The 24,784-nt window shown below is 59.5% G+C and carries 18 protein-coding genes and 3 pseudogenes; 12 read left to right on the forward strand and 9 right to left on the reverse strand.

Annotation, left to right across the window (positions count from 1 at the left end; all coding sequences use genetic code 11):
• Positions 1–4 precede the first annotated feature (4 nt).
• A complete protein-coding gene (locus tag FJ428_RS08045) occupies positions 5–1,111 on the reverse strand; it encodes a fumarylacetoacetate hydrolase family protein (RefSeq protein WP_210242243.1) in 1,107 nt (368 codons plus the stop codon).
• A 119-nt stretch (positions 1,112–1,230) separates the two neighbouring features.
• On the opposite strand from FJ428_RS08045, the gene FJ428_RS08050 reads away from it, so the two are divergent.
• From FJ428_RS08050 to FJ428_RS08090, 9 genes are all read left to right on the forward strand, one after another.
• Positions 1,231–2,319 (forward strand): mandelate racemase/muconate lactonizing enzyme family protein, encoded by a 1,089-nt coding sequence (locus FJ428_RS08050; protein ID WP_140518036.1) that lies wholly within the window; start codon positions 1,231–1,233, stop codon positions 2,317–2,319.
• Entirely contained in the window at positions 2,304–3,161 is an 858-nt protein-coding gene (locus FJ428_RS08055) for a helix-turn-helix domain-containing protein (RefSeq protein WP_140518035.1), read from the forward strand. The genes FJ428_RS08050 and FJ428_RS08055 overlap by 16 nt, the downstream gene beginning before the upstream one ends.
• A 229-nt stretch (positions 3,162–3,390) precedes the next feature.
• On the forward strand, positions 3,391–4,644 hold the full coding sequence (locus FJ428_RS08060) for a sialidase family protein (RefSeq protein WP_140879228.1): 1,254 nt from the start codon (positions 3,391–3,393) through the stop codon (positions 4,642–4,644).
• Between the two features lie 300 nt (positions 4,645–4,944).
• On the forward strand, positions 4,945–6,201 hold the full coding sequence (locus FJ428_RS08065) for a CoA transferase (RefSeq protein ID WP_140879229.1): 1,257 nt from the start codon (positions 4,945–4,947) through the stop codon (positions 6,199–6,201).
• 47 nt (positions 6,202–6,248) lie between these two features.
• A complete protein-coding gene (locus FJ428_RS08070; RefSeq protein ID WP_140879230.1) occupies positions 6,249–7,892 on the forward strand; it encodes a thiamine pyrophosphate-binding protein in 1,644 nt (547 codons plus the stop codon).
• Positions 7,893–8,054: 162 nt separating this feature from the next.
• On the forward strand, positions 8,055–9,041 hold the full coding sequence (locus FJ428_RS08075; RefSeq protein WP_140879231.1) for a tripartite tricarboxylate transporter substrate binding protein: 987 nt from the start codon (positions 8,055–8,057) through the stop codon (positions 9,039–9,041).
• A gap of 48 nt (positions 9,042–9,089) precedes the next feature.
• Positions 9,090–9,527: a tripartite tricarboxylate transporter TctB family protein gene (locus tag FJ428_RS08080; protein ID WP_140879232.1), complete on the forward strand. Its 438-nt coding sequence runs from the start codon at positions 9,090–9,092 to the stop codon at positions 9,525–9,527.
• 4 nt (positions 9,528–9,531) lie between these two features.
• Complete coding sequence (locus tag FJ428_RS08085; protein ID WP_210242244.1) at positions 9,532–11,052, forward strand: tripartite tricarboxylate transporter permease; 1,521 nt, start codon at positions 9,532–9,534, stop codon at positions 11,050–11,052.
• A 69-nt stretch (positions 11,053–11,121) separates the two neighbouring features.
• Positions 11,122–11,952 (forward strand): 3-keto-5-aminohexanoate cleavage protein, encoded by an 831-nt coding sequence (locus FJ428_RS08090; RefSeq protein WP_140879233.1) that lies wholly within the window; start codon positions 11,122–11,124, stop codon positions 11,950–11,952.
• Between the two features lie 131 nt (positions 11,953–12,083).
• Here FJ428_RS08090 and FJ428_RS30925 read toward each other — a convergent pair whose 3' ends face one another.
• The 8 genes and pseudogenes from FJ428_RS30925 to FJ428_RS08125 form a co-directional block, all read right to left on the reverse strand.
• Complete coding sequence (locus FJ428_RS30925) at positions 12,084–13,109, reverse strand: branched-chain amino acid ABC transporter permease (RefSeq protein WP_318012460.1); 1,026 nt, start codon at positions 13,107–13,109, stop codon at positions 12,084–12,086.
• A pseudogene (locus FJ428_RS30930) lies at positions 13,110–13,964 on the reverse strand (branched-chain amino acid ABC transporter permease); the annotation flags it as partial.
• Positions 13,965–14,046: 82 nt separating this feature from the next.
• Entirely contained in the window at positions 14,047–15,255 is a 1,209-nt protein-coding gene (locus FJ428_RS08100) for an ABC transporter substrate-binding protein (protein WP_140879235.1), read from the reverse strand.
• Positions 15,256–15,321: 66 nt separating this feature from the next.
• Positions 15,322–16,055, reverse strand: a pseudogene (locus FJ428_RS08105) (ABC transporter ATP-binding protein).
• Positions 16,048–16,803: an ABC transporter ATP-binding protein gene (locus FJ428_RS08110; RefSeq protein WP_140879236.1), complete on the reverse strand. Its 756-nt coding sequence runs from the start codon at positions 16,801–16,803 to the stop codon at positions 16,048–16,050. The pseudogene FJ428_RS08105 and the gene FJ428_RS08110 overlap by 8 nt, the downstream one beginning before the upstream one ends.
• Before the next feature lie 397 nt (positions 16,804–17,200).
• On the reverse strand, positions 17,201–17,494 hold the full coding sequence (locus tag FJ428_RS08115) for a hypothetical protein (protein WP_224718642.1): 294 nt from the start codon (positions 17,492–17,494) through the stop codon (positions 17,201–17,203).
• A 71-nt stretch (positions 17,495–17,565) separates the two neighbouring features.
• Positions 17,566–18,590: pseudogene (locus tag FJ428_RS08120) on the reverse strand (IS5 family transposase).
• A gap of 414 nt (positions 18,591–19,004) precedes the next feature.
• On the reverse strand, positions 19,005–19,817 hold the full coding sequence (locus FJ428_RS08125; protein WP_140879238.1) for a helix-turn-helix transcriptional regulator: 813 nt from the start codon (positions 19,815–19,817) through the stop codon (positions 19,005–19,007).
• A 53-nt stretch (positions 19,818–19,870) separates the two neighbouring features.
• On the opposite strand from FJ428_RS08125, the gene FJ428_RS08130 reads away from it, so the two are divergent.
• The 3 genes from FJ428_RS08130 (at position 19,871) to FJ428_RS08140 (ending at position 24,783) form a co-directional block, all read left to right on the forward strand.
• Positions 19,871–21,949, forward strand: coding sequence for a CocE/NonD family hydrolase (locus FJ428_RS08130; protein WP_210242245.1), 2,079 nt, complete (start codon positions 19,871–19,873; stop codon positions 21,947–21,949).
• A 189-nt stretch (positions 21,950–22,138) separates the two neighbouring features.
• Positions 22,139–23,713 carry an ABC transporter substrate-binding protein gene (locus FJ428_RS08135; RefSeq protein WP_140496108.1) on the forward strand — a complete coding sequence of 525 codons (1,575 nt, stop codon included), beginning with the start codon at positions 22,139–22,141 and terminating at the stop codon, positions 23,711–23,713.
• 131 nt (positions 23,714–23,844) lie between these two features.
• A complete protein-coding gene (locus tag FJ428_RS08140) occupies positions 23,845–24,783 on the forward strand; it encodes an ABC transporter permease (protein WP_140496109.1) in 939 nt (312 codons plus the stop codon).
• The last annotated feature ends 1 nt before the right edge of the window (position 24,784 follow it).

Raw genomic sequence — 24,784 nt, forward strand, 5'->3', positions numbered from 1 at the left:
CATTCTAGCCGATCGCTATTACGGTGTTAGAGAGAGTCCCGATTTTTTCGATGGAGACGGAAACCGGCCCCCCCAGTGTGCGCAGATCGACATTCTGCACAGCCCTACCGGTTCCGTTCGCGCGCTGTAGTGCGGTTCCCATTGAGACGATGTCACCCGGCACCATCGTCATGTAGCCGGAGATGAACTCCAGGACTTCGGGGATTTTGTGGGTAAGATTGCGGGTGCTGTCTTCCGTGACGAGCTCGCCCTTATGGTCGCATCTAACCGAAAGCGCATGCGGATCAGGCACCTGGGTTCGCAAGACGATCCAAGGCCCCATGGGGGAGAACGTGTCGCTGCATTTGTAGCGTCCCGAATAGGATACGAAGGTGTCGACATATTCGATCACCGTATCGTCGTCCTTGCGCGGATGGATCGCACGATAGTGAAACGTATCCTCGGCCCGCATGGTGGGAGATGTGATGTCGTTGTGGATTGTATAGCCGAAGATATAATCCATTGCCTCGGCGGCGCGAATGTCCTTTGCCGTCTTGCCAATAACCAGCGCCAGTTCCGGCTCGGGGTGGACACGTCCGTAATGCTCCTTGACCAGAATCGATTCGCCGTGCCCTACCAAAGCGTTCGCGCCTTTCACGAAGATCGCCGGATGGTTCGGACCCGAGAGGATCCGCTCCGAATTGGCGCTGTTGTTGAGCGCGAGGCAACAGATTTTTGACGGCCTGCGGACTGGCGGGTGCCACTGAATGGCCTCCGGAGCTATCGCCGGTATCGCATTGGGATTGGCCGAGAAGGCGTCGTGGACCTTTGCCAGGTCTTGCAGAGCAGCCGGGCCTGCCTCGATCAACGACACCATGTCGCCGCTCCAGGCCGGCGAAGCGCCCGTGAAAGCCTTCAGGGCGTCCGCGAGACTTGCAATCCGACCGTCAGGGCCCTCGGTAACCAGGATATCGGCTCCCGCTGCTTTCACACTTGCGATTTTCAAATCCCGCACCTTTCTCGTTATTGACGGCGCGCCACGAATATTGGCCGCGTTGAATCTGCCTGATGCCCGCCGATGATTTGCCGGGCAAACGCCCGCTTGGAGGTTATTGGTGCCCGAATTCAGCAAAGAGACCCTCCAGACGCAAACGACTTGCACTCCAATTTCGACCACTGAAACTCAAATCGGCAATCCGATCCGCCGCGCACGCCCGTGATAGAAGGAAGCGGAACCATGAGGAGGACGACTTGAAGATCGAAACCGTCGACAGTTTCATGCTTTCCCTGCCGTACCGGACGAGCGGAGGTTTTCACTATATTGCCGGCCGGCCGTCGAATGCGCTTGCGATGCTGCTGGTCCGAATCAGGACCACGGATGGGTTGACGGGATGGGGCGAAGCCTTTGGCCACGCCGGCGCGGTCGCGACAAAATCCATGATCGACAGTTTGGTGGCGCCGCTGCTGGTGGGCGAAGACGCGCGCGACATCGGCACACTGATGGAGAGCGTCCGCCGCAAGATCCATTTGTTTGGGCTCAGCGGACCGGCGGTCTACGCCATTTCAGGCATCGACATCGCCCTGTGGGACCTCCGCGGTAAACGAGAGGGCAAATCAGTGTCCGACCTTCTCGGGAAGAGGCGGCATGAATTGCCGGTCTATGCAAGTTTCCTGCGGTGTTCGTCGGACGAGGCCTTGGAGAAAACCTGTTCCAGCGCGCTGGGCGAAGGCTATGGAACCGTCAAGCTGCATGAGATCACCCTTGAACGGATACGGCTGGCTCGGCGCAGCCTCGGCGAACCGACCGCGTTGGCGGTCGATACGAACTGCCCGTGGAGCGTCGAACAGTCGAAGGAAGTGCTTGCGGCGGTCCGCGACCTGAACCTGCGATGGATAGAGGAACCCGTATGGCCGCCGGACGACTATGCCGGGCTTGCGCGCCTGCGCGGGGCCGGGACGCCGATTTCCGCCGGAGAGAACACGGCATCCATCGACGATTTTGAACGGCTCCTCGCCGCCAAAGCGGTGGATATCCTGCAACCCAGCGTCTGCAAGGTTGGCGGCATCACCGAAATGCTCAAAATACTGACGATGGCGGATAAGTATGGCGTCGAAGCGATCCCCCATTGCGGATACATGGGTTCCGGTTATCTCGCCAACCTGCACATCGTCGCATCGCTACAGCCGGAAATTCCGGTGGAACGCCTCTATGTCGAGCTGGAGGAATCTCCCTTCCCCATGATGCCCGTGGTCGCTCACGGACATACGGTTGTTCCCGCCGGCCCAGGACTGGGTTGTGACCCGGATATGAGGATTGTTGAAAAATGGCAGGCCACATAAGCTGTTTTCCCATGCCACTGGTAACCCCACAGCCACAGGAAACCGACGAAGAGTCTCCCAGCTCTTCGAAGCGGCGCAGCTACGCGGATGTGAGCCTGGTGCAGCGAACGCTGGCGGTGCTGGAATGCGCCAACCGGCTTGAATTGATCACGGTGCAACGGATCAGCGACGAATGCGCGATCCCGCCCAGCAGCGTCGTACGCATCCTCGAAACGCTTTGCGCGGAAGGTTATTTTGAACATGTTTCGCGGCGGGGCGGATATTCGCTCACCTCCAAGGTCAAGGCGCTCAGCGCCGGCTATCACAGCAAATCACTGATCGTCGAGGTCGTGAAGCCTGCCGTGGACGCCCTGACGAAGGAATATCTCTGGCCCTTTGCCGCGGCGACGCTCGAGCACAATGCGATGGTTGTCCAATACTCCTCGATTCCGCTTAGTCCGCTGGCACATGTGCGAAGCACGCTGCACAAGCGCGCCTCCCTGATCAGTCGGGCTCACGGGCTCGCCTATATGGCATTCTGCAGCAGCCGCGAAAGAACCCTGCTCCTGAGGCTCGCACTGGAGCGCGACTTCGAAGAAGACAAGATCGTCAGCACCAACTATCAGTGGCGCAAAGCGCTGCGAATGACGCGCAAGACAGGATATGCAAGTCGACTTTCGAGGGCCGATCCTTTCACGAATTCATTGGCGGTGCCAATCGTAGTCGAGCCCGGGCACGTCGTTGCCACTATCGGTGTAACCTACTTTCGAAGGGTCGTTAAACGTTCGCAGATCACGGTCATGGCCGATGCGCTTCGTGCGGAAGCTTCATCCGCCGCCGACGCGATAAGGCGCAGAATGTAGCCTTTCCGAAAGACCGATCGAACGCATTCCGTGTCTTACCTGCACACTGGGGCTGAACCGCCGAATGCTCAACGCGGCTGGTGCTCCGGTGGATGACCGGAGCCTCGGATGCTCCAGTTTCATTCGCTGAAAGTGACGATAGTGCTTATTGCCTCCATCGATAATTTCCGTCTGGCTCGAACGCCTTGTTCGATTCAAGAGCCGAGCCACGCGTCTTCCGGGAATACCGATGATCAAGAAATTGCTTCCTCCACGCTTCGCCACGGATACCGAGCACGCCGTCGTTTACCGGCGTGAAAACGAGTTTGCGAGCCACCCCTTTTCCCGCGGCTTCTGGGAAACCGCGGCGGGCCATCTCATCTGCAATTTTTCGGTTGCCGCCGCCGATTATTCCGGAGACCCCCGCGGCCTCGCCCACCACAATCTGATCAAGAATCCGGGCGGCAGGCGTGGCGTCACGATTCGATCGGAGGATCGGGGCCGGACATGGCATATTTGGAACGAGGACAGGAACCGCCCCGGGATGGACGTTAGATGCCCGCAGCCGGGGATAGACGGGAAGCCCGGCGGCTTGGCGGAAATCGGGCCGATCGACTTCACCGACAGGGATGTCCTCGTCTCGAATTTTTATTACCAGTACACACAGGAAGATCCACAAATCAGGGATTTCGTGCCGACCCTGACCACCGCTTTCGGCCCCCCGGACAACCAAGTCTTTTTCCGCATTTCAAAAGACGCTGGCCAGACATGGTCGCGCTCGGCGATGCTGCCGCTCGACGGCCTCTATTCGCTAAGTGCCGTGGAATCCTCATTGGTCCGACCCGATGGACGATGTCTGCTCTTCCTGACGGGCGGCGAGACCAGCGAAGGACAGCACAACCGGTTCCCTGCCGGGCCCGAACACGGCGCGCCCAACCGGCCACTTGTCTACCGCAGTACTGAAGATGGCGCCGAATTCCGCTTTCTCTCCTTCATAACCCCGCGAGACGATCCCGATTTCAGCGGAATGCAGCGAATGTATCCGCGCGGCATCATGTTGCCGAGCGGCAGAATCTTCTGCACGTTGCGTGTCGATCGGAACTGGTCAGGCGACATGTGGACCGAAGCTTTCAAGAGCGACGATGGCGGGCAGACCTGGCAGTTCCTTTCGCGAGTCAACGATTTCGGGGCGCCAGGCTCCCCTGTGCTGCTGAACGACGGGCGCCTGGTGGTCGTCTACACCTATCGGCTGCCGCCCTATGGCATGCGCGCCATTGTCAGCGAGGACGAGGGAGAGACATGGGGTCCGGAAATCATCATCCGTGGCGATGGCGGCAGTTGGGATATCGGCTATCCGCGCGCTTGGGAGGTTGAGCCGGGCAGGGTTGGAACGGTTTACCACTACAACGATGTTAACGATCCCATCCAGGTAAAGCCGGTCGACACTCTTTGGGGTGCGGGCGGCGTGCGCTACATAGCCCGCAGCATCTTCTCGGTGGATTGATCGTGAAAGGTCGGCCCGCCGCACTTTCGGCAGCCATTGACGATCGACAACCATGACGAGGCCACTGCGGCGTGGCCGCCAAAATCGTTGCCACCGATCGCCGATATAATTTCACTTGCTGAAATTATAGACAGTCCGCATTGCTATCCGGCCCTGCGAGGAAGTATTCGATCCTGCAAGCAGCGGCCGGGTACGCGGACAGGCGGGCTACTGGAACCTAGCCTCAAGCGGCTGATCTGTCTCGAGTTCGTTCGGCTGAGACTCGTCATTCCTTAATATTCTAATGCCTTGGGAGGGGTAATGAGTTCGAGCAACAATGCGTCCAACCCGGAAGAAGCAGGCACCGGCAAACCGGCGTTGGCCGGCATCAGGATCGTGGATCTGACGCAATTTGAGGCGGGAACGTCTTGCACCGAAACCCTGGCCTGGCTTGGCGCGGACGTCATCAAGGTGGAGCCGCCGAAGCGCGGAGAACAGGGTCGCGGCGCGACCACCGACAAGCTCGGCTCCGACTCTCCCTATTTCCTTCTGCTCAATGCAAACAAGCGTAGCGTGACATGCAATTTGAAGACGGAAGAAGGCCGTAAGCTGATCGAGAAGCTGATCGCGCAGGCCGACATCTTCATCGAGAATTTCGCGCCCGGCGCGATCGAGCGGCTTGGCTTCGACTATGAACACGTGCGCTCGATAAACCCGCGTATCATCTATGCGCAGATCAAGGGGTTTGCACCGACGGGTCGGTTCAGGAACTTCCTCGCATTCGATCCGATAGCCCAGGCCGCGGGTGGGGCATTGTCGATCACGGGTGAAGACGGCGGCCGCCCTTTGAAGCCAGGGCCGAACATCGGTGATACCGGAGCGGGGCTTCACTGCGCGATCGGCATTCTGGCCGCGCTGCATCAACGTCACACAACCAACAAGGGCCAGCGCATCGAAGTCACGATGCAGGACGCCGTCATCAATTTCGGCCGCATCGCCTATGCGGCGCAATATATGTTCGGCGCCCCCGCGCCACGGTGCGGCAACCAGAGCATCATCGCCGGTACGTCGCCGAGCGAGGTTTATCCCTGCAAGGGCGGCGGGCCCAACGATTACTGCTATGTCTACACGACTCGCGCCAGCAATGCCCATTGGCATCGCCTGCTGGAGGTCGTGAACCGCAATGATCTCCTGGACGATCCGCGTTTCATCGACGCCAAATCCCGTGCGGCCAATTTCCGCAGCGTGGACGAAGTCATATCGGCCTGGACCGTCCAGCATGACAAACACACCGTCATGCAGCTTATCGGCGACGCCGGAATCCCGGTCAGTGCCACCTTCGACACTGTCGAGCTTTCGCAGGATCCAGACCTGCGCGAGCGAGGCACGTTCGTTACGGTCGATCATCCAGTGCGTGGCGAATTTGTTCTCCCCGGAGCCATGATCAAGCTATCGGCCAGCCACGTGCCGGTGAAACCCGCACCTTTGCTCGGCGCCGACAATATCGAGATCTATCGGGATCTGCTTGGCGTTCCCGAAGATGAAATCTCGCGCCTGCAGGAAGCTGGCGCGATCTAGACAGCTTGATCTAACCACTTCCTGCCCCTGAACAGAAGAAGACGAAAATGGTCCGTGGATATACGTTGTTTGGCGAAGCTCTCGCGAGAGAGGGTGTAGAAACTGGCTTCTACATCATGGGAGGACCGATAAACGATGCGGTCAAGGCTGCCATCAGCGGCGGTGTGCGCATGGTGGATACCCGGCACGAGCAGGCGGCTGCAATGGCCGCGCAGGCCTACGCGCGAGTAAAATGCAAGCCTGGCTTATGCATGGGCGCATCCGGGCCGGGAACGATCAATCTTACCCTGGGCCTCGCCAATGCACTGGTTGACTGTGCGCCCGTCGTCGCCTTCGGAGGAGCAAGCCCAGTTGGGCAGTATCTGCAGGGCTCGTTTCAGGAGGTAGATCAGTTGGCAATCATGCGGCCGGTCACGAAATGGGCCGAACGTGTCTATGACGCTCGACGCATTCCGGAGTACGTCAACATTGCCCTCCGGCGCGCCATGGCCGGCAAGCCAGGCCCGGTTTATATCGATCTACCCGGAGACGTGCTTTATGCCGAAGTGGACGAGGCCGAAGTTGTATGGCCCAAGACGCCGGCAAGTGCGGCACGCAGCAGACCGGCTGCCGACGCGGCTACGTTATCCAAGGTCGCCGACGCGCTTGCAAAGGCAAAACGCCCTGTCATCGTGACAGGCAGCGGCATCCTGTGGTCGCAGGCTTCCGAGCAGCTTGGCGCCTTCGTCGATGCGACCGGCATTCCATTCTACACCACGCCTCAGGGCCGCGGCGTGATCCCTGAAGACCATCCTTATTTCTACGCTCACGCGCGTTCCACAGCCTTCAAAGAAGCCGACCTCGTGCTGGTTGTCGGTACTCGCCTCAACTACGTCATTTCTCACGCCCGCCCGCCACGTTTCTCGGGAACCGCGACGATCGTTCAGATCGACACGGACGCCGATGCCGTCGGAGCAAGCGACCGGGTCGATATCGGCATCGTGGCGGATGCCGCCGCAGTGCTGGAACAACTCCGCGATGCCGTGAAGTCGTCGCTCACGCCGGACGGGTTCGCAGAATGGCGGGAGCAACTTGCCACGGTGGAGCGCAAGCGGGCGCCGAAGCACGAGGACGCCATCGCTACCGACCAGACGCCTGTTCATCCCCTCCGGCTTTGCAAGGAGGTTCGCGATTTCGTCGACCGGGACGCCATACTGGTTGTGGACGGCCAGGAGATTCTCAATTTCGGCCGTCAGACAATTCCAACCTACCGGCCAGGCCACAGGCTAAACTCGGGGCCGTTCGGCACCATGGGCGTGGGTATGCCCTTCGGCGTGGGCGCCAAGGCGGCGCGACCCGACGCTCAAGTCGTGGTGCTGCACGGCGACGGCTCGTTTGGCCTCAATGCGATGGAACTCGACACAGCGGCCCGGCATGGCCTGCCGCTCCTCATCGTCATCAGCCTGAACGGAGGGTGGACAGCCGATCCTACAAAGGTCAAGCCTGGCCGGGATCTCGGTTACACGCGTTTCGACAAGATGGCCGAATCCCTTGGTTGCTATGGCGAATATGTGGAGCGTCCAGAAGACATCAGGCCGGCTCTCGAACGTGGCGCCGCGGCAGTCTCGAAGGGGCAAACCGCCGTCATCAACGTCGTGACTGACTGGCGTGCGCAGTCCACTACCGCGAGTTTCACCGCTTATCGAACCTGAGGGGGTTCAGGTGGACCAGGCGCGCCCGCGCTGCTCGTCGGACCACAGCGAAATGGCGCGCCGTCGCCATCACCGACGCATCGACCACGGAAGTAAAGAGCAGAAACGTGGGAAGGGCAGTCCAGCCCGGAAGCAGAAAACGTTCAAGAGTGGAGGGAGACTATGGGCACGAACGACAAGACTGAAATCGACGCGATCAACCGCAGCCGGCCAACCCGGCGTAGCGTGATACTTGGATCGGCGGCGGCGCTGGCGCTCTTTTCCTCGGCAGGCGCGCTTGCCGAGCAATGGCCGTCCCGGCCGATCGAACTGGTCGTTCCGTTTGCGCCGGGAGGCGGCACCGATCTTCTGGCGCGGGCGCTGGCGGATGAACTTTCAAAGCAGTTTGAAGTGCCCGTGCAAGTCGTCAATCGCGCGGGCGGTGGCGGCGTTGTCGGCTTCGAGGACATCAAGGCGGCAAAACCCGATGGCTATACGCTCGGCATTCTCACGGCGCAGTTGATCACGGCGAACCTGCGTGGCGTGATGAAAACGTCCTACAAGGACCTCGCGCCCGTGGCGATGCTGACGATTGACTATGCCGGCCTGAGTGTCCAGACCAGTTCCAAGTGGAAGACGCTGCCCGAGTTTCTGGACGCCGCAAAGGCCGATCCAGGCTCGATAACGGTTGGCAACGGCAGCCAGGGCGGCAGCTTCCATATGCTTGCCCGCAATCTGGAGGAAGCCGCGGGCGTGAAGTTCAAGCACGTGCCGTTCGACGGAGGACCGGCAGCCATCGTTCAGTTGCTTGGCGGACATATCGACAGCACCGTCAACGGCGTCACCGAGACGTTGCCCTATATCCAATCGGGACAGCTACGCATGCTCGCGGTGGCGGGAACGAAGCGATACCCTGAGCTTCCCGACGTGGCGACGTCGGCCGAACTGGGCTATCCACTCGATATCGCCACCTGGCGAGGTGTGGGAATGCCGAAGGACACGCCTGCCGAAATTGTTTCCAAGGTCTCCGACGCGGTTGCAAGCGCCGTGAAAAGCGAAAACTTCCTTGATTCAATGAAAAAGATCGGTGCCAGCGTCGAATATATGAACTCCCCCGATCTGACAGCGTATCTCGCGAAGCAAGAAGAAGTTTACAAGAAAATATTCTGACATCCAAAAATCGCATGACATCGTCCATGATTCCAGAGAGTTTCGAAAATGAAACTGAATAAACCGGAATGCGCCGTAGCTGCCTCCATTGTTATTTTTGGCATCGCCATGGCATGTTTCGGGAGCTTCTATGGCGTTGGCTCTCTTGAAAATATGGGGGCCGGGTATTTCCCGGTCCTCCTTGGCATTATCACTGCGGTTGCCGGCATCGTGGTCTTGCTTGAGGTCCGGCACTCGGACAGTCCAGCGCCCGAAATTCCCTGGCGGGCCTTCATCTGCGTTTTCTCGGCGCTCCTGACCTGGGCTCTCCTGGTCGAGCACATCGGGCTGTTTCCAAGTTCTATGCTGCTCGTAATTCTCGGGTCGCTAGGGCGCAACAAGGTCAGGATGCGAGCCATGATCCTCACCGCGCTCATCGCCTCGGCTGCCTCCGTGGTGATTTTCATCGAGGGGTTCGAGCTTCCCCTGCGCGCTATTGCCTGGTGATGCGATGACGAATTCCCTTGTAAATCTTATGCATGGCTTCGGGCACGCCCTGACTCCTGAGGCTCTTCTATTCTGCCTGATCGGTGTAACGATCGGCACGCTTGTGGGCGTTCTGCCCGGCATCGGCGCGCTAGCCGCAATCTCGCTGAGTCTGCCGTTGACGTATTATGTCGATCCGCTGCTCGCGCTCATCATGTTGTCCGGCATTTTCTATGGAACCCAGTATGGCGGGTCGATCACGGCGATCCTGCTCAACCTCCCCGGTGAGCCGTCAACCGCGATCACTTGCCTTGATGCGCATCCGATGGCCAAGAAAGGTCGCGCGGGAGCCGCCCTGTTCATTACGGCTGGCGCTTCTTTCGTGGGTGGGACGCTTGCGCTCATCCTGCTGGTTTGCTTCACGCCGTTTCTGGCGAGCATCGCGCTGCGCTTTTCCTCGGCCGACTACTTTGCGCTCATTCTCTTCTGCCTGATTGGGGCGTCGATGCTCGGGCTTGGGTCGCCGGTGAAAGGCTTCTCCATGGTCGCGGTAGGACTGCTGCTCGGCATGGTCGGGACGGATGTCACCACAGGGCAGGCACGCTTCACGCTGGGCATTCCGTCCTTGATCGACGGTGTCGATCTCGTAGCAATGATGATGGGGCTGTTCGGGGTGTCGGAGATCATTTCTACCTACCTGCACGAGGACGGCGCTTCAAAGCCCGAGCGGGTAACGCTCCGCTCACTCATCCCGACACGCCAGGAGGTGCGGGAGGCGACGATGCCGACCCTGCGGGGTTCGGTTCTGGGTTCCGTGATCGGACTGCTGCCTGGCATGGGCGCCACTTTGGGAACCTTCATCGCCTACTCGATCGAGAAGCGCATTTCCCGCGATCCGTCTAAATTCGGCACCGGCGCGATCGAAGGGATCGCTTCGCCCGAGGCCTGCAACAATGCGACGGTCCAGGCCTCGTTCATCCCCATGCTCGGCATCGGAATCCCGAGCGGCGCGGTCATGGCGGTGCTGATGGGCGCGATGATGATTCATGGAATCCAGCCCGGACCGCTGATGATGGTGCAGCATGCGGATATTTTCTGGGGGGTGGTCGCCAGCATGTGGGTTGGAAACGTGATGCTGCTGGTCCTGAACATTCCGCTCATCGGCATATGGGTTAGACTGCTTTCGGTGCCTTCGCACATCCTGAGCCCCATCGTTCTGCTGGTGATGTGTATCGGTGTCTACAGCGTCAACAACAACGTCTTCGACATCTACACGATGATGATATTCGGAATCCTGGGCTACATATGCTCTTCCTTCGGGTATTCGCCGGCGCTTCTCATACTGGGGGTCATATTGTCCCCCATCCTGGAGGAGCATTTCCGACGCGCCCTGCTGATTTCGGATGGAGATTATTTCGTCTTCCTGCAGGAGCCGATCAGCGGCACGTTCATCGTTCTGAGCCTTATGATTGTTGCCCTTTCGATGCGCGGCGGCGCATCGGCGCTGATCCTGAAAAGGCGCAATGCCCGGATCATCGATGAGTAGTCGCGCCTTTTGCGACGCCTGCTGGATCGCAGGAAAGGCAGGAGACGAACGGTTGTCGGGAGCCAGATATTGGTTCAGATATTAGTAAAGCCGTTGTTCGTGATGGTGGCGCCGAACGGTGCGCGCCGGACCAAGGCCGACCACCCGGCGCTCCCGATTTCAGCCGATGAACTGGCAAGCACTGCCGTCGAATGCCGTGCGGCAGGCGCCGCAGCCATGCACCTTCATATACGAGACCCGTTCGGCAGGCATAGTCTCGACGTCTCCGGATACGCCGAGGCCGTGCGGATGGTTTCGACGGCGGTCCCCCACCTTACGGTACAGGTCACGACAGAAGCGGCGTCCATTTGCACGGTGTGCGATCAACAGCGGGTCCTTTCGGAGCTCAAACCGCATTATGCATCGGTTTCCATAGCGGAGATCTTGCGTGACGGTGAAGAAAGGGCGATCGAAATCGTCCAGCGCGCCATCGCTTCCGAAATCTCTATCCAGTACATTCTTTATTCGGCCGAAGACATTCGCACCCTCTCCGGCCTGCGCGGGCGGCTCTTCGATGACGATCGGCAGCCCAGTACCCTGCTTGTCGCCGGTCGGTACGGTGTCATCGACGACGCCACCGTGGATATGGTCGACGACCTCTACCGCGTTTTGAGCGCGGAAGGTCTCGCAGCCCAGGGCAAATGGATGGCTTGTGCTTTCGGTCGCGGGGAAATGGCTTGCCTGGAAGCCGTGATCGAAATGGGAGGGCATGTCCGTGTGGGATTCGAGAATGCGATAGTCGACGCTCATGGCAAGCTGGCTGTCAGCAATGCGGAGCGTGTCGCGAAAGTAGCGGAAATGGCCGCAACCGCCGGCCGGCCTTTGGCCGATGAACACCTGGCGCCGTCGGTTCTCGGATAAAGACCGCATATAGCGTTGCAGCGGCCGCATGACCGTCTTGCATATTCGACGGCGTCATAAGGCGCACCCTAGAGTTGTCGTAACAGCGCGTCGACGATCCGAGACCGATAGACCCGGCAAAAGCCTTTGCCTTATGATTCACGATTGCGCCGCAGCGGCCGGGACGACCGGCGAAACGCCGTCGTCAATGAACCGATAATACCGATGATGCCTTCGCGGAAGCTCATGACACAGACCACGAAGATCATGCCTTGGATGATCGTCACCCAGGCGCCGAACGGGGCGAGGTAGTATTCCATGGTCGTCACGACCGTCGCACCGATGATCGGACCGAACATTGTTCCGATGCCGCCGACCAGCGTCATCATGACAACTTCGGCCGAGGTGGTGCCGACAACATCGACCAGGGACACCACCTGAAAGACCACCGATTTGAGACTGCCCGCCAAGCCCGAAAGCGCGGCCGACAGGGTAAAGAGAAGGATCTTGTAATGATTGACGCGATAGCCAAGCGACACCGCGCGATCCTCGTTCTCTCGTATCGCCTTGACAACTTGACCGAACGGCGAATGCACGATCCGGTAGGTGGCGAAAATGGCCGCCGTGACAACGGCCAGGACGATAAAGTAGAGAAGAAGGTCGTTCTCAAGCGGGATCAAACCGAATAGCTTGTTGCGCGGCAGGCCCTGCAAGCCGTCTTCGCCACCTGTAGCTTTAAGCTGATTGCAGATGAAATACACAAGCTCGGACAATGCCAGCGTGATCATTGCAAAATAGACGCCGAGACGCCGGACTGCCAAGGCCCCGAACGCAAGCCCAAGCAGCGCCGCGGATGCAGTCGCCGCCAGAACTGCCAGTTCGGGCGTAAGCCCCCATTCTTTTAGGAGGTAACCGGCAACATAGGCCGCAGCCCCGAAATAGGCCGCATGACCAAATGAAAGAAGTCCTCCATAACCGAGCAGAAGGTTATAGGCGCACGCAAATAGCGCGAAGCAAAGAATCTTCATCGCGAATATGGGATAGACAAAGAATGGAGCAATCACCGCGATGATGGCAAGACCATACCAAGACAATCTCTTGGTCGAGGCTGAAAGTTCGCGCCACCAACGCTCGCCATCTGGGCGCTCCAGATGTGCATCGATCTTCATGCCCCCCATCTTGCCGAACAGTCCTTCCGGACGCGCCACCAGCACCACGATCATCACGACGAAAATGACGACATATGCTGCCTGCGGGTAGAGGTACTTGGTAAGTCCCTCGATGAGACCAAGCGACAGGCCGGTTATCGCCGCGCCGCCGATCGAGCCCATGCCGCCGATGACTACGACGGCAAACACGACCAAGATGATCTCAACGCCCATATTCGGGCTAACCGAGAAAATGGGCGCTGCCAAAACGCCTGCAAGTGCCGCAAGCGCCACTCCTCCGCCATAAGTCAGTGTGATCAGCAGTGGCACATTCACACCGAACGTGCCAACAAGAACCGGATTTTCTGTCGCCGCCCGCAAATAGGAACCGAGCTTGGTTTTCTCGATCGCAAGCCACACGAGGAAGCAGACCGCCAGAGAAAATGCGATGACCCAGCCGCGATAGATGGGCAGAATCATGAAACCGAAATCCCAGATACCGGAAAATTCCGCGGGAATTTCGTACCGAAGGCCGGCGCTGCCAAAATAAACGCGGGCCAGGCCCTGAATGATGAACGCCAGCCCGAAGGTCAGCAAAAGCCCGTAGAGATGGGCCTTATCGTAGAGGTGTCGGATAAGTATCCTTTCAAGCCCGATGCCGAAGGCACCGGCCAGCAGCGGCGCAAGAAGCAGCGACCACCAGTAGCCGAGCCCAAGATAGTTCAGCAGCATCCAGGAAATATACGCGCCCAACATGTACTGCGCCCCGTGGGCGAAGTTAACGATGTTGAGCATACCGAAGATGATCGCGAGCCCAAGGCTCAGCATAGCATAGAATGCTCCGTTGATCAGACCGACGGTCAATTGAGCGAGGAGAGCATCCATTTGCTTTGTCCTTACGGGCAAGGGGCCATCGAGGCATGGAACACCCCGATGGCCGTCGCCTGGATCGGTTTCAATAAAAGGGCTACTTGATCACACAGCCAGCGTCGGTGGCGCTACGAAAAGCCTTGTCGGCGGGAATGCGCGACACCACCTTGAGCAAATCCCAATCGTATTTCGACTCGTCCTCGGTCTTCACTTGGACGAGATAGCGATCAAAGGCCGCCCTGCCGTTTTCAAGGATGTGACCGTTTTCAGAGATCAGACCGTCAATCGGAGCTTCCTTCATCTGCTTCAGGACCGCCTGGGTTTCGTCGGTGCCCGCAGCCTTCACCGCCTCTAGATAATGAGTGACCGCCGCGTAAAGCGCCGCGTGGCTTTCGTTCGGCATCTTCTTCATGCGGTCGAAATATCGATGAGCCCAAGCACGGCTGGACTCGTCCTGGTCCCAGTACCAAGTCTGGATAAACTGCAATCCGGCCAGATTTTTCAGCCCGATAGCCTTGATATCGGTCAGGAACAGGATTGGCGCCGCGATTTTCTGCTTGGCGGCGATGCCGAACTCCGTCGCCTGTTTCATCGACGTGACGAGGTCTGTCCCCGACTGAGCCAACACGATCACATCGGCGCCAGAGGCCCGCGCCGAAAGCAGATAAGACGACATGTCCATGGTGTTAAGTGGCACCAATACGCTGCCGACGACTTCGCCACCCGCCGCCTTGATCGCCGCGCGCGACACGTCTTCAAGCTGATGCCCGAAATTGTAGTCCACCGTAATGAAGAAGAAGGTGGTTCCCGGCTTGTCGGATGCAAGGGCGGTCATCAGCGACGCGCTGTTCGACCAGTTTTCGGCGCCCCATTGCTGGCCGTTCGGAGAACAGGCCTTGCCGATGATATCGGACGAGCTTGCCGTTGTGTAAAGCGCTATCTTGTCGAGCTCACGCGCGATATCCTGCACGCCCAAAGCGATTGCGGAGGAGGCGAAATCGACAATGACGTTGACGCCCTCTTTCTCATACCATTCGCGTGCGATGGCGACACCGACATCGACCTTGTTCTGGTGATCGGCCACGAGCACCTCGATCGGGCGGCCGAGAACACTTCCTCCGAAATCCTCTACCGCCATGCGCGTGGCGGTTACCGAACCGGGCCCACCGGAGTCAGCGAAGTTGCTGGACTGATCTCCCAGAACTCCAATCCGAATAGGCCCGCCGGCCGCCATTGCTGGCGAAGCGGCTAAAGCGCTTCCCACGATAAACGATGCGACGATCAACGATCGTAACATGAGTTTCATTATCTTCCCTCCCTTTGCTGTCAGTCTTCCGCTGGCCCTGGACCGGCCATACGGCCTCCATCCATGCTAAACTCCAAGATAGGAATGGAGCTTGGCCAGATTGTCCTCTATTTCATCGTTGACGAGCGTCTCGACGATCAACCCCTCGTGCACGATGTAGTGCCGGTCGGCGACCGTCTGCGCGAACCTAAAATTCTGCTCGACTAAAAGGATGGTGAAGCCATCCTGCTTCAACCACTCGATGGTCTTGCCGATCTGCTGCACGATGACGGAGCTAGCCCTTCGGTCGGCTCATCCAGAAGAAGCAGCTTTGCGCCGGTGCGCAGAATGCGCCCAAGTGCAAGCATCTGTTGTTCGCCCCCAGACAGCTTCGTCCCGCGGCTTTTTTTTCTTTCCTCAAGATTGGGAAACAACTCGTAGATCTGCTCGACGGTCAGGCCGCCACGTTTCACTTGCGGTGGCAGAAGGAGGTTTTCCTCGGTAGAAAGGCTTGAGAATATTCCCCGTTCCTCGGGCACATATCCGATGCCCAAACAGGCAATCTTGCGCGAGGCAAGCCCAATCATCTCCACCCCGCCAAACATGGCCGACCCTTTAGAATGGGCAAGAATACCCATCAGCGCGCGCATGATAGTGGATTTGCCGGCGCCGTTGCGTCCAAGTAGGGTAACGACTTCACCTGCATGAACATCGAAGTTCACACCATGCAGGACTGAGCCATCGCCATAGCCCCCCTCAAGGCCCCTTACCTGCAAAAGAGCAGGTGGCAGGGAAGCTGAATCTGCTGCCATATCAAACATGACCGGCCCCGATATATGCCTCGATCACACGCGGATCGGCCGACACCGTGGCATAGTCGCCATGCGACAGGATTGCGCCGCGCGCCAGAACCGTGATGGTGTCCGACAGCGCAGCAACCACCGAGAGATTATGCTCGACCATCAGAATTGTCCGATTTGCCGAAGATGTCCTGATCAGGTCCTCGATTAGTTTGATGTCCCCTTGGCTGACCCCGGCCATCGGTTCGTCCAGCAGCATCAATTCGGGATCGAGCGCCAGCGTGGTCGCAATCTCCAGCGCGCGCTTTCGCCCATAGGGCAGTTCGGCCGCCGCTCTGTCTGCGACGTCGGCCAGATTGACCGCCTCCAGCAGTTCCACGGCTCTTGCGTCAAGCGCATGGAGCGCCTTCTGCGGCCGCCAGAAATCGAAGTTATCGCCACGTTTGCGTTGCAGCGCGACTCGGACATTCTCGAGGACCGTCATATGGCCGAAAACGGCCGAGATTTGAAATGAACGAACCAGGCCCAAACGCGCGACATCTGCGGGGCGCATCCGGGTGATATCGCGCCCGCGGTAGGAAATCGTGCCACGCGAAGGTTGCAGGAATTTTGTAAGAAGATTGAAAAGGGTTGTCTTGCCCGCGCCATTCGGCCCGATCAATGCGTGAACAGAGCCGCGGCGGATATCGAGATCCACCTGATCGACAGCGCGGAAACCAGCAAAGTCTTTTCCAAGTCCCCGAGCCGAAAGTATTATGTCATTATACATTCAGCGCTCATCACCGGAGATTTATGGGACGCTTTTCAAGCGCGTTGCAGCACCGTCGGATTTGCGTCTTTCCGGGACAAGCACAGCGCTCCTAGAACGCCGCGTAACGCTAGCAGCAGCGATCGGCCGATCAATCGATGTTTCCAACAATTTCGCCAAATGAAATTCGCCCTGCGCATCCGTGATTCCCTAGTTGCCACGATGAGGGCCGCACCGACCTGATCGAGCTGATCCAACAATGAGACGGTCTGCTCCCTCATCAGAAAGAAGGAAACGGTGCAGCGGTTGCCTCGGTCCCGTAAAGGCGTCCCCGGGGCGAGACCAAGTGCTGGTCGCTAGTTTTCTGGCTGGTGGAACCGCAAAACTACAGTTGGGTGCGCCGACGCCAAAACTTAGGCTAGCAGGCTGTTGAAGAAGTCCATTTGTGAGCGACGAAGTCTGCTTCGTCGCCGCGACGAAAGCAGATTTGTCCGTTGATAGAGCCGTCTGGTTGGATTTCAGCCCATCCATTGCCCTGGGCTTCGTCCATTTCGTCATTGCCTTGCCAGGAGAAGGCGACATTGTTGCCGTCACCCGAGCCGAAGATCTGGCCGGTGACGCATCCGAAGGCGAATTCGCCGGAGCCATCGTCCGCGAACTCAATGTAGGCGGGCTCCATCATGTCGCGATAGTCCCCGACATAGTCGGGCATCGCAACGATTCGCCAGCGACCGATGACGCTCATGCCGGTGCTGCCAAAAGCTTGGGCAAGCGGATCAGATTTTAGGCCGCCAGGTTCAAGGTGAAGGCCGCGCCCACACGGGCGCATCCTCGCAGCTTGACCTTGGCCATGCCGGCCGAGGCCTTGATCCAGCCGAACACCTCCTCGATCCGCTTGCGGCAGCGCTGACTGACCGCATAGCCGGCGTGGCAGCGCGTGCGGCCATCGATCGCTGTTACGCGAGGCTTGCCGGTTTTGCTCAGATGGCCGTCGACGGCGATGTGCGGTGTGACCTTGCGCTCGCGCAGGTCCTTGACGAATTGGCGCACATCATAGGCCTTGTCGGCCCCCAGTGTGATGCGCCGCCGCGACGGTCTGCGGTCCAACATGGCGAGCGCGGCCTCCCGCTCGGCCGTACCTGTCGCATGGGTAATGCCGCCGTCGACAGCCAGCCCATGACGGTTCTCCATCAGCGCATGCCCCATGTAGCAGAGCTTCGCCGGCTGCCCGTCGCCCTTCTTGTAAAGCCGTGCCTGCGGGTCGCTCGTGCTCTGGTGGTGTCGTTGGAGCGCTTCTCCTTATGAAAGCCGCGCTCGGCGTTGCGACCCGCTCCATCCGGGTCGTTGTCGCCCCCGTCCTTGCGGCGGAAGCTCTTGATCGAAGCCCAGGCTTCAATCAGCGTCCCATCCACCGAGAAGTGATCCGACGACAACAGCCGCTTCACCCTCGGCTGTGCAAACAGCCGATCCCGGTTCTTGGTGAAGCTCGAATGATCCCAGGCCGGTTCGTCAACACCAAGCCCCACGAACCAGCGGAATAGAAGATCAAACTCCATCCGCTCCATCAATTGACGCTCCGAGCGGATGACGTAGAACGCCTGCAATAGAATCGCACGCAGCAACCGTTCCGGCGCGATCGACGGGCGGCCGAGCCCAGGCCGACAGAACCCAGCAAAATCTCGATCCATCGCAATGAGAGCCGCGTTCACGATCTCCTGTATCACTCGCAGTGGATGGTCGCGGCGAACTCGCGCTTCAAGGTCGACATACGAAAACAGCGAACCTGTCCGTTCGTCTGAGCCGCGCATCCAAAAATCCCCAAATCAGTGAATCACGACCCAAACAGCCGCGCCAGCACTTCTTCAACAGCCTGCTAGGTGTTACCCTGGTGTTACCCCGACATTCGCATGCGAGGCAAATTAATCGCCATCCGGTGATTAAGCTCAAAGATTACATGAGTTTAGTGGCGCACCCGACATGATTCGAACATGTGGCCTCTGCTTTCGGAGGGCAATGACTAACCTCTGCCTCCAAATTGGAAAGTTTCGGACTAAGCCGCGTGCCTCCGATAGCAGAAGAGTGCTTCTTCGATAGTGGGTCTCGCGATGTAGCGCTCTCCCGCTACCACCTCTCACCTGTACAGCCCGGGGACATGGGTGACAACCTCGTGCTGAACGGGTTGGACAGGCCCGCGCCGATGCGGGTCGCGTTGGGAGGAACGTCTACACCTCTTCCGTCTCGAGCACGAACGTCCCGGTGGGGATGCGGTTGGTGATCATGGCGCGGATGCCGACATCGATGGCGGGGTCAGTTTCATCGAATAGGCCGCAGGCCTGCAGCGCCTTGCGCTGGTCGACGGAGCGGCCGAGATATTCCAGAAGCACGACCGAGGCTGCGGGTCTCCGCCCTCGTAAAAGGGGCATGCCCGTCTGGATGCCGACCAGATAGGCGACGCTCGTCTGGTAGGTCGGATAGAGGATCACCTGGGTGATGCTGGTCTTGAGCAGGGTTTCGGATTCGAGCGCGAATATGCGATCGCCGAGCAGCAGCAGGGCGGCCGAATATTTCGAGGTCTTTACGCCATATTTGCCGAAATGGACGAGCCTTTCCATGCATTTCCAGAAATAGCGGCCTTCTTTTTCATAGATTACGACCAGGCATTTGATGATCTTGCCGGCATAGCCGAACGAGTAGAAATAGCGGAAATAGTAGCCGACATAGCGCCCGAGATCGCCGGAACGCTGATAGAGCTGCTCCATATGCACCAGCATGTCCGATGGCGCATGGACGCCGAGCGGGCGGCGGCGCAGGCCGACGATCTCGGCAAAGCGCTGCTGGTCCATCAAAAGCTCGCCTTCGCTCACGCCGAAGAAATCGCAGATCTTGCGCATGTTGCGGCGGGACGGCCAGGTCTGGCCGCTCAGATACTTGTTGAACTGCTGGCGGTTGATCTGCAGGCGCCGGCACACGGCGGCAATCGACGGATAATAGCTGCACAGGAAGGCGAGGTTCTGGGGAAGCGGTTCGGTCTGCATGACCTAATGCATACTGACGCCAGAACAGTGTCAAGTCGCGAAGGGTCGCGAAATTGTGCGGCACCGCCGATTTGCCCAAGGTGGCGTTCTCCAACAGAGGCCTCGTCATGCGCACAGTGTCCAACTTCCCCCATCCGATCCGCTCGGTCGACCATTTCGAGATTCCGATGCCGGACGGCTGCCGGCTTGCGGCGCGCATGTGGCTTCCCGAGGGTGCCGAACAAAAGCCGGTGCCGGCTATCCTGGAATACATCCCCTATCGCAAGAACGATCTGACCGCCGCGCGTGATGTCGTCATGCACCCCTACGTGGCCGGCCACGGCTACGCAGTGGTGCGCGTCGACCTGCGCGGAACCGGCGATTCCGAAGGGCTGATGCTCGACGAGTACCTTCAGCAGGAGCTTGACGATGGCTGCTCGGTCATCGAATGGCTGGCCTCCCAGCCCTGGTGCGACGGCAACGTCGGCATGATCGGCATCTCCTGGGGCGGCTTCAACGGATTGCAGATCGCGGCCATGCGGCCGCCTGCGCTGAAGGCGGTGATCAGTTGCGCCTCGACCGACGACCGCTACGCCGACGATGTCCACCACATGGGTGGCACGCTGCTCATCGACAATCTCTCCTGGGCGGCGATCATGTTCGGGCGCAACACGCTGCCGCCCGACCCACGCAACAAGCCGCACAATTGGCGCGCTTTGTGGCACAGTCGATTGAAGGAAAGCGGGCTATGGCTGAAGAACTGGCTGGAGCACCAGCACCGCGACAAGTTCTGGAAACACGGTTCGGTCTGCGAGGATTTCGGTGCAATCACCTGCCCGGTCTACGCCGTCAGCGGCTGGGCCGATGGTTATTGCCGCTCGGTCTTCCGCCTGATGGAAAAGCTGCAGGGCCCGCGCAAGGGGCTGGTCGGGCCATGGGCGCACACTTATCCCCATATCGGCAAGCCTGGTCCTGCCATCGGCTTTCTGCAGGAATGCGTCCGCTGGTGGGATCAATGGCTGAAGGGCCGTGACACCGGCATCATGGACGAGCCGATGCTGCGCCTGTTCATGCAGGATAGCGCCCCGCCGCAAACTTCCTACGAGACGCGCGCCGGACGCTGGGTCACGGAGCCGGCATGGCCATCGCCGAACATCGAGCGGCAGTCCTTCTTCCTTTCCGGCAATGGGCGCCTGTCCCTGCGTCGGGCAGACGATGCGGCCGGAATGCAGACGGTCCGCTCGCCCTTGTCGGTTGGCCTGCGCGGCGGCAAATGGTGCTCCTATGCCGTGCCCGGCGACCAGCCGGCTGACCAGCGCGGCGACGATGCCGGCAGTCTGGTCTATGAGACGCAAGAGCTGGCGCACGATGTTGAGATCGCGGGCGACGCAATGCTCGATCTTGTCTTCGAAAGCGACAGGCCCGTCGCCATGGTGGCCGTCCGTCTTTCGGATGTCGCCCCCGATGGCGCGACGACGCGCGTCAGCTACGGCCTTTTGAACCTGACGCATCGCGATAGCCATGAGAGGCCCGAACCGCTCGAACCGGCAAGGCGCTACCGCGCCTCTGTCCCCTTCAAGCACGTAGCACAGCGCTTCAGCGCGGGGCACCGCATACGCCTTGCCATCTCGACAAATTACTTCCCGATCGCTTGGCCTTCGCCCGAGCCGGTCACGCTCACCGTCCATCCGACGGATTGCCGCCTTGAACTTCCGGTCCGCGTCGGAGGCGCCGGAGATCCGGCACCGGCACCTTTTGCCGAACCCGAAGGGGCGTCGCCCTTACGGGTGGAGACGATCTCGAAGCCGCAAAAGGATTGGGCGATCACGGAGAATCTGGCAGACGCTTCGACTGTCGTTGAGATCGGCGAAGGCGCCGGCACCTATCGCATCGTCGAAAACGACCTAACCATCACCTCGCTCGGCCGCGAACGCTATTCCTTCCGCGGCGACGATTTCGGGTCGGCCAGGGCCGAGGCGAAATGGGAGTTCGAGTTTTCGCGCGCTGATTGGCGCATGCGTTCTCTGACCGAAACGACCATGACCGCGACGCCATCGCACTTCCACGTCGAGGCGCATCTCGAGGCATGGGAAGGCGACGAGCTTGTCCACGAACAGAAATGGACCGAGGCGATAGAGCGTCGCCTGCTGTGACATTCGCGAACTGACGCTAATCTCGCTCACATCTGCGTCGGCAGCGAAATTGACCGGCTTGCCGGCTGAATTGAAGAATGCGCCGTCCGAACTCGCGGCCCCATCAGGCGGCGCGGTACCAAAAAGGAGGGATCCCGGCAATCGCCGGGAAACCCGCTCAGTTGAAAGGGGAACGAAACCGTGAATGGAATGAAATTGAATCGCAGGCATTTCCTGCAGGCAGGCGCCGGCCTCGGTGCGGGGATCATCGCCTCCGGCCTGCCCTTGTCGCAGGCCGTATGGGCGGCCGAAGGCAAGGTACTCAAGGCCCGCGCCTATTCCGATATCGACAAGCTCGATCCTGGCTTCTACCAGAACGCGTACAATGTTGACGTCATGAACTGCATCTACACCAAGCTTACGCGCTATAAACCGGGTTCGGAGTGGGGCTGGGAACTCGAGGCCGCCGAATCCGTCGAGCAGATCGATCCGACGCACATCCGCTTCCGCCTGAAGAAGGGCATCAATTTCACTGGCGGATTTGGCGAAATGACCGCCGAGGACGTGAAGTTCTCGTTCGAGCGCGTCATCCAGCACAATTCTCCGGTCAAGGGCGACTGGGGTCCGCTCGACCGCATCGAGATCGAGGACGACCATACTGGCGTGATCGTGCTCAAGACGCCTTTCGTGCCGCTCTGGAACATCACTCTTCCCTATGGTTGCGGCCACATCGTCTCGAAAAAAGCGGTGACGAAGGCAGTTGCCGACGGCGGCGATTTCGGCATGAAGCCGCCCTGCTATTCAGGTCCCTACGTGTTGTCGGACTGGAAGCCGAACCAGCTCGTCCTGTTGACCCGAAATCCCGAATGGAAAGGCCCCAGGCCGGGCTTCGACGAAATTCATATCCTGCCGATGAGCGATATCAAGACCGCCGAGCGCGCCTATCAGGCCGGCGACATCGATTTCACCGATTTCAGCCTCGATTCGCTGGCCACGTTGAAGGACAGCCCGCCCGAAAACACCAAGATCGAAGAAAAGCCTTCGCTCTACTATGTCTATATCGGCATGAACTCGGACCATCCGAAGCTGAAGGACGTCAATGTCCGCAAGGCGATTCAATGGGCCATCAATGTGCCGCAGATCATGGACGCGGCCTATTCAGGCCAGGCCCAGGTCGCCACCGGCCTTATCGCTCCGGGCTTGGTGGGACACCGGGAAAAAGCGCTGATACCGCCGGAGGGCGATCTCGAAAAGGCGAAGCAGTATCTTGAGAAGGCCGGCATCACCGAACTCAGCCTCACCATCGACGCGCTCAACGTGACCACCTTCTCCACGATCGCGGAAATGGTCCAGGCGCAGCTGTCGCAGATCGGCATCACGGTCGAGGTCAATGTTCAGGATTCCGGTTCGTTCTGGACCATCGGCATGGAATCGGAAGGCGAACGTTGGAAGGACATGCAGTTGATCGTGCAGCGTTTCTCGATGGTGCCGGATCCCTATTACGCCACCACCTTTTTCGTGCGCGACCAGGTCGGTGTGTGGAACTGGGAGCGCTTCCGCAGCGAGCGCTTCGACGAGCTCAACGCCAAGGCGGTAACCGTCGAAGACCCGCAGGAACGGGCCAAGATGTATTATGAGATGCAGGACATCATGGAAGATTCCGGCTCCTACCGGTTCCTCACCCATGAAGGCTCGCCGATCATGTACCGAACGACGCAACTCGAGGCCGAGACGCGCCCAGACGGGCGGCCGCTCTATCTCGGCTTTGAGCCGAAATCGGCCTAGGGCATTCTAGGAAAAGTGCGTAGCGGTTTTCCGTCCGGAATTGCGAAAAAACAAAGGGTTAGAGCGGGTCGGCGATTCTATCAGCCGCTGAACCGCTCTGACGCGGTCGCTGGGACAGGCTGAGTCAAAACATGTGGTTATATCTTGGCAAGCGTATCGTGCTGGCGGCGGCAATTGTCGTCGTTGCCGTCACGCTGCTGTTCCTGATGATCCAGGCCGTTCCCGGCGATCCCGCCGCGGTCCTGCTCGGACCGCGTGCGACGCCGGAACTGAAGGCGCAATTGCACGAAGAAATGGGCCTCGACAAGCCGCTGCCCGTGCAGATCGTCTCATTCTTCGGGGGGCTGCTGCACGGTAATCTCGGCACCGATGTCTTTACCCAGCGCCCTGTCGCGGCCATCGTTTTCGAGCAATTGCCTTACACGATCGAACTCATCCTGGTTTCGATCGCCTGGGCCGTTATCGTCGGCGTGCCGCTCGGCTGCTATTCGGCGCTGCGCCGCAACTCCGTGATCGACAAGGTCGTGGGTGTATTCGCGGTCGGAACCATCGCCATCCCGTCCTTCGTCATGGCGATCTATGCGCTGTTGATCTTCTCGGTCGGCCTGCGTTGGCTGCCGGCCATCGGCGCCGGCTCAGGCTTCCGCGACGGGTTCGTCCATCTCATCCTTCCAGCCTTCGTCGTCGGTATCGGCTGGGTGGGCTACATCTCGCGCATCGTGCGCGCCTCCATGCTGGAGATTCTTGGCGAGAACCACATTCGCATGGCGCGCTCCTTCGGCCTTTCGGAGCGGCGCATCGTGGCGCGCTACGCGCTGCCGCTCGCGATCCTGCCGACAGTGACGATCATCGGCGTCGGCATGGCGCACCTGCTCTCGGCGGCGGTTTTCGTCGAGGTGGTCTTCGCCCGGCCCGGCATCGGCGCTCTGATCGTCAAGGCGGTGGATTCGCGCAACTATCCGATCGTCATGGGCACGGTCCTCGTCACCACCGTTCTGTTCGTCATCTCCACGACGCTCGCCGACCTCGTAAACGCGGCGCTCGATCCAAGAATCCGCGAGAATTTGTAGC

The sequence above is a fragment of the Mesorhizobium sp. B2-8-1 genome, assembly GCF_006440955.1.
Lineage (GTDB): Bacteria > Pseudomonadota > Alphaproteobacteria > Rhizobiales > Rhizobiaceae > Mesorhizobium.

What these genes read in the sequence shown, in the direction of transcription:
- FJ428_RS30925 (WP_318012460.1), bottom strand. Translation starts at nt 13,109, where the DNA reads ATGGGGGGCATGAAGATCGATGCACATCTGGAGCGCCCAGATGGCGAG.
- FJ428_RS08115 (WP_224718642.1), bottom strand. Translation starts at nt 17,494, where the DNA reads ATGCCCGACTATGTCGGGGACTATCGCGACATGATGGAGCCCGCCTAC.
- FJ428_RS08055 (WP_140518035.1), top strand. Translation starts at nt 2,304, where the DNA reads ATGGCAGGCCACATAAGCTGTTTTCCCATGCCACTGGTAACCCCACAG.
- FJ428_RS08140 (WP_140496109.1), top strand. Translation starts at nt 23,845, where the DNA reads ATGTGGTTATATCTTGGCAAGCGTATCGTGCTGGCGGCGGCAATTGTC.
- FJ428_RS08070 (WP_140879230.1), top strand. Translation starts at nt 6,249, where the DNA reads ATGGTCCGTGGATATACGTTGTTTGGCGAAGCTCTCGCGAGAGAGGGT.
- FJ428_RS08080 (WP_140879232.1), top strand. Translation starts at nt 9,090, where the DNA reads ATGAAACTGAATAAACCGGAATGCGCCGTAGCTGCCTCCATTGTTATT.
- FJ428_RS08125 (WP_140879238.1), bottom strand. Translation starts at nt 19,817, where the DNA reads ATGCAGACCGAACCGCTTCCCCAGAACCTCGCCTTCCTGTGCAGCTAT.
- FJ428_RS08085 (WP_210242244.1), top strand. Translation starts at nt 9,532, where the DNA reads ATGACGAATTCCCTTGTAAATCTTATGCATGGCTTCGGGCACGCCCTG.
- FJ428_RS08065 (WP_140879229.1), top strand. Translation starts at nt 4,945, where the DNA reads ATGAGTTCGAGCAACAATGCGTCCAACCCGGAAGAAGCAGGCACCGGC.
- FJ428_RS08060 (WP_140879228.1), top strand. Translation starts at nt 3,391, where the DNA reads ATGATCAAGAAATTGCTTCCTCCACGCTTCGCCACGGATACCGAGCAC.
- FJ428_RS08075 (WP_140879231.1), top strand. Translation starts at nt 8,055, where the DNA reads ATGGGCACGAACGACAAGACTGAAATCGACGCGATCAACCGCAGCCGG.
- FJ428_RS08100 (WP_140879235.1), bottom strand. Translation starts at nt 15,255, where the DNA reads ATGAAACTCATGTTACGATCGTTGATCGTCGCATCGTTTATCGTGGGA.
- FJ428_RS08135 (WP_140496108.1), top strand. Translation starts at nt 22,139, where the DNA reads ATGAAATTGAATCGCAGGCATTTCCTGCAGGCAGGCGCCGGCCTCGGT.
- FJ428_RS08110 (WP_140879236.1), bottom strand. Translation starts at nt 16,803, where the DNA reads ATGTATAATGACATAATACTTTCGGCTCGGGGACTTGGAAAAGACTTT.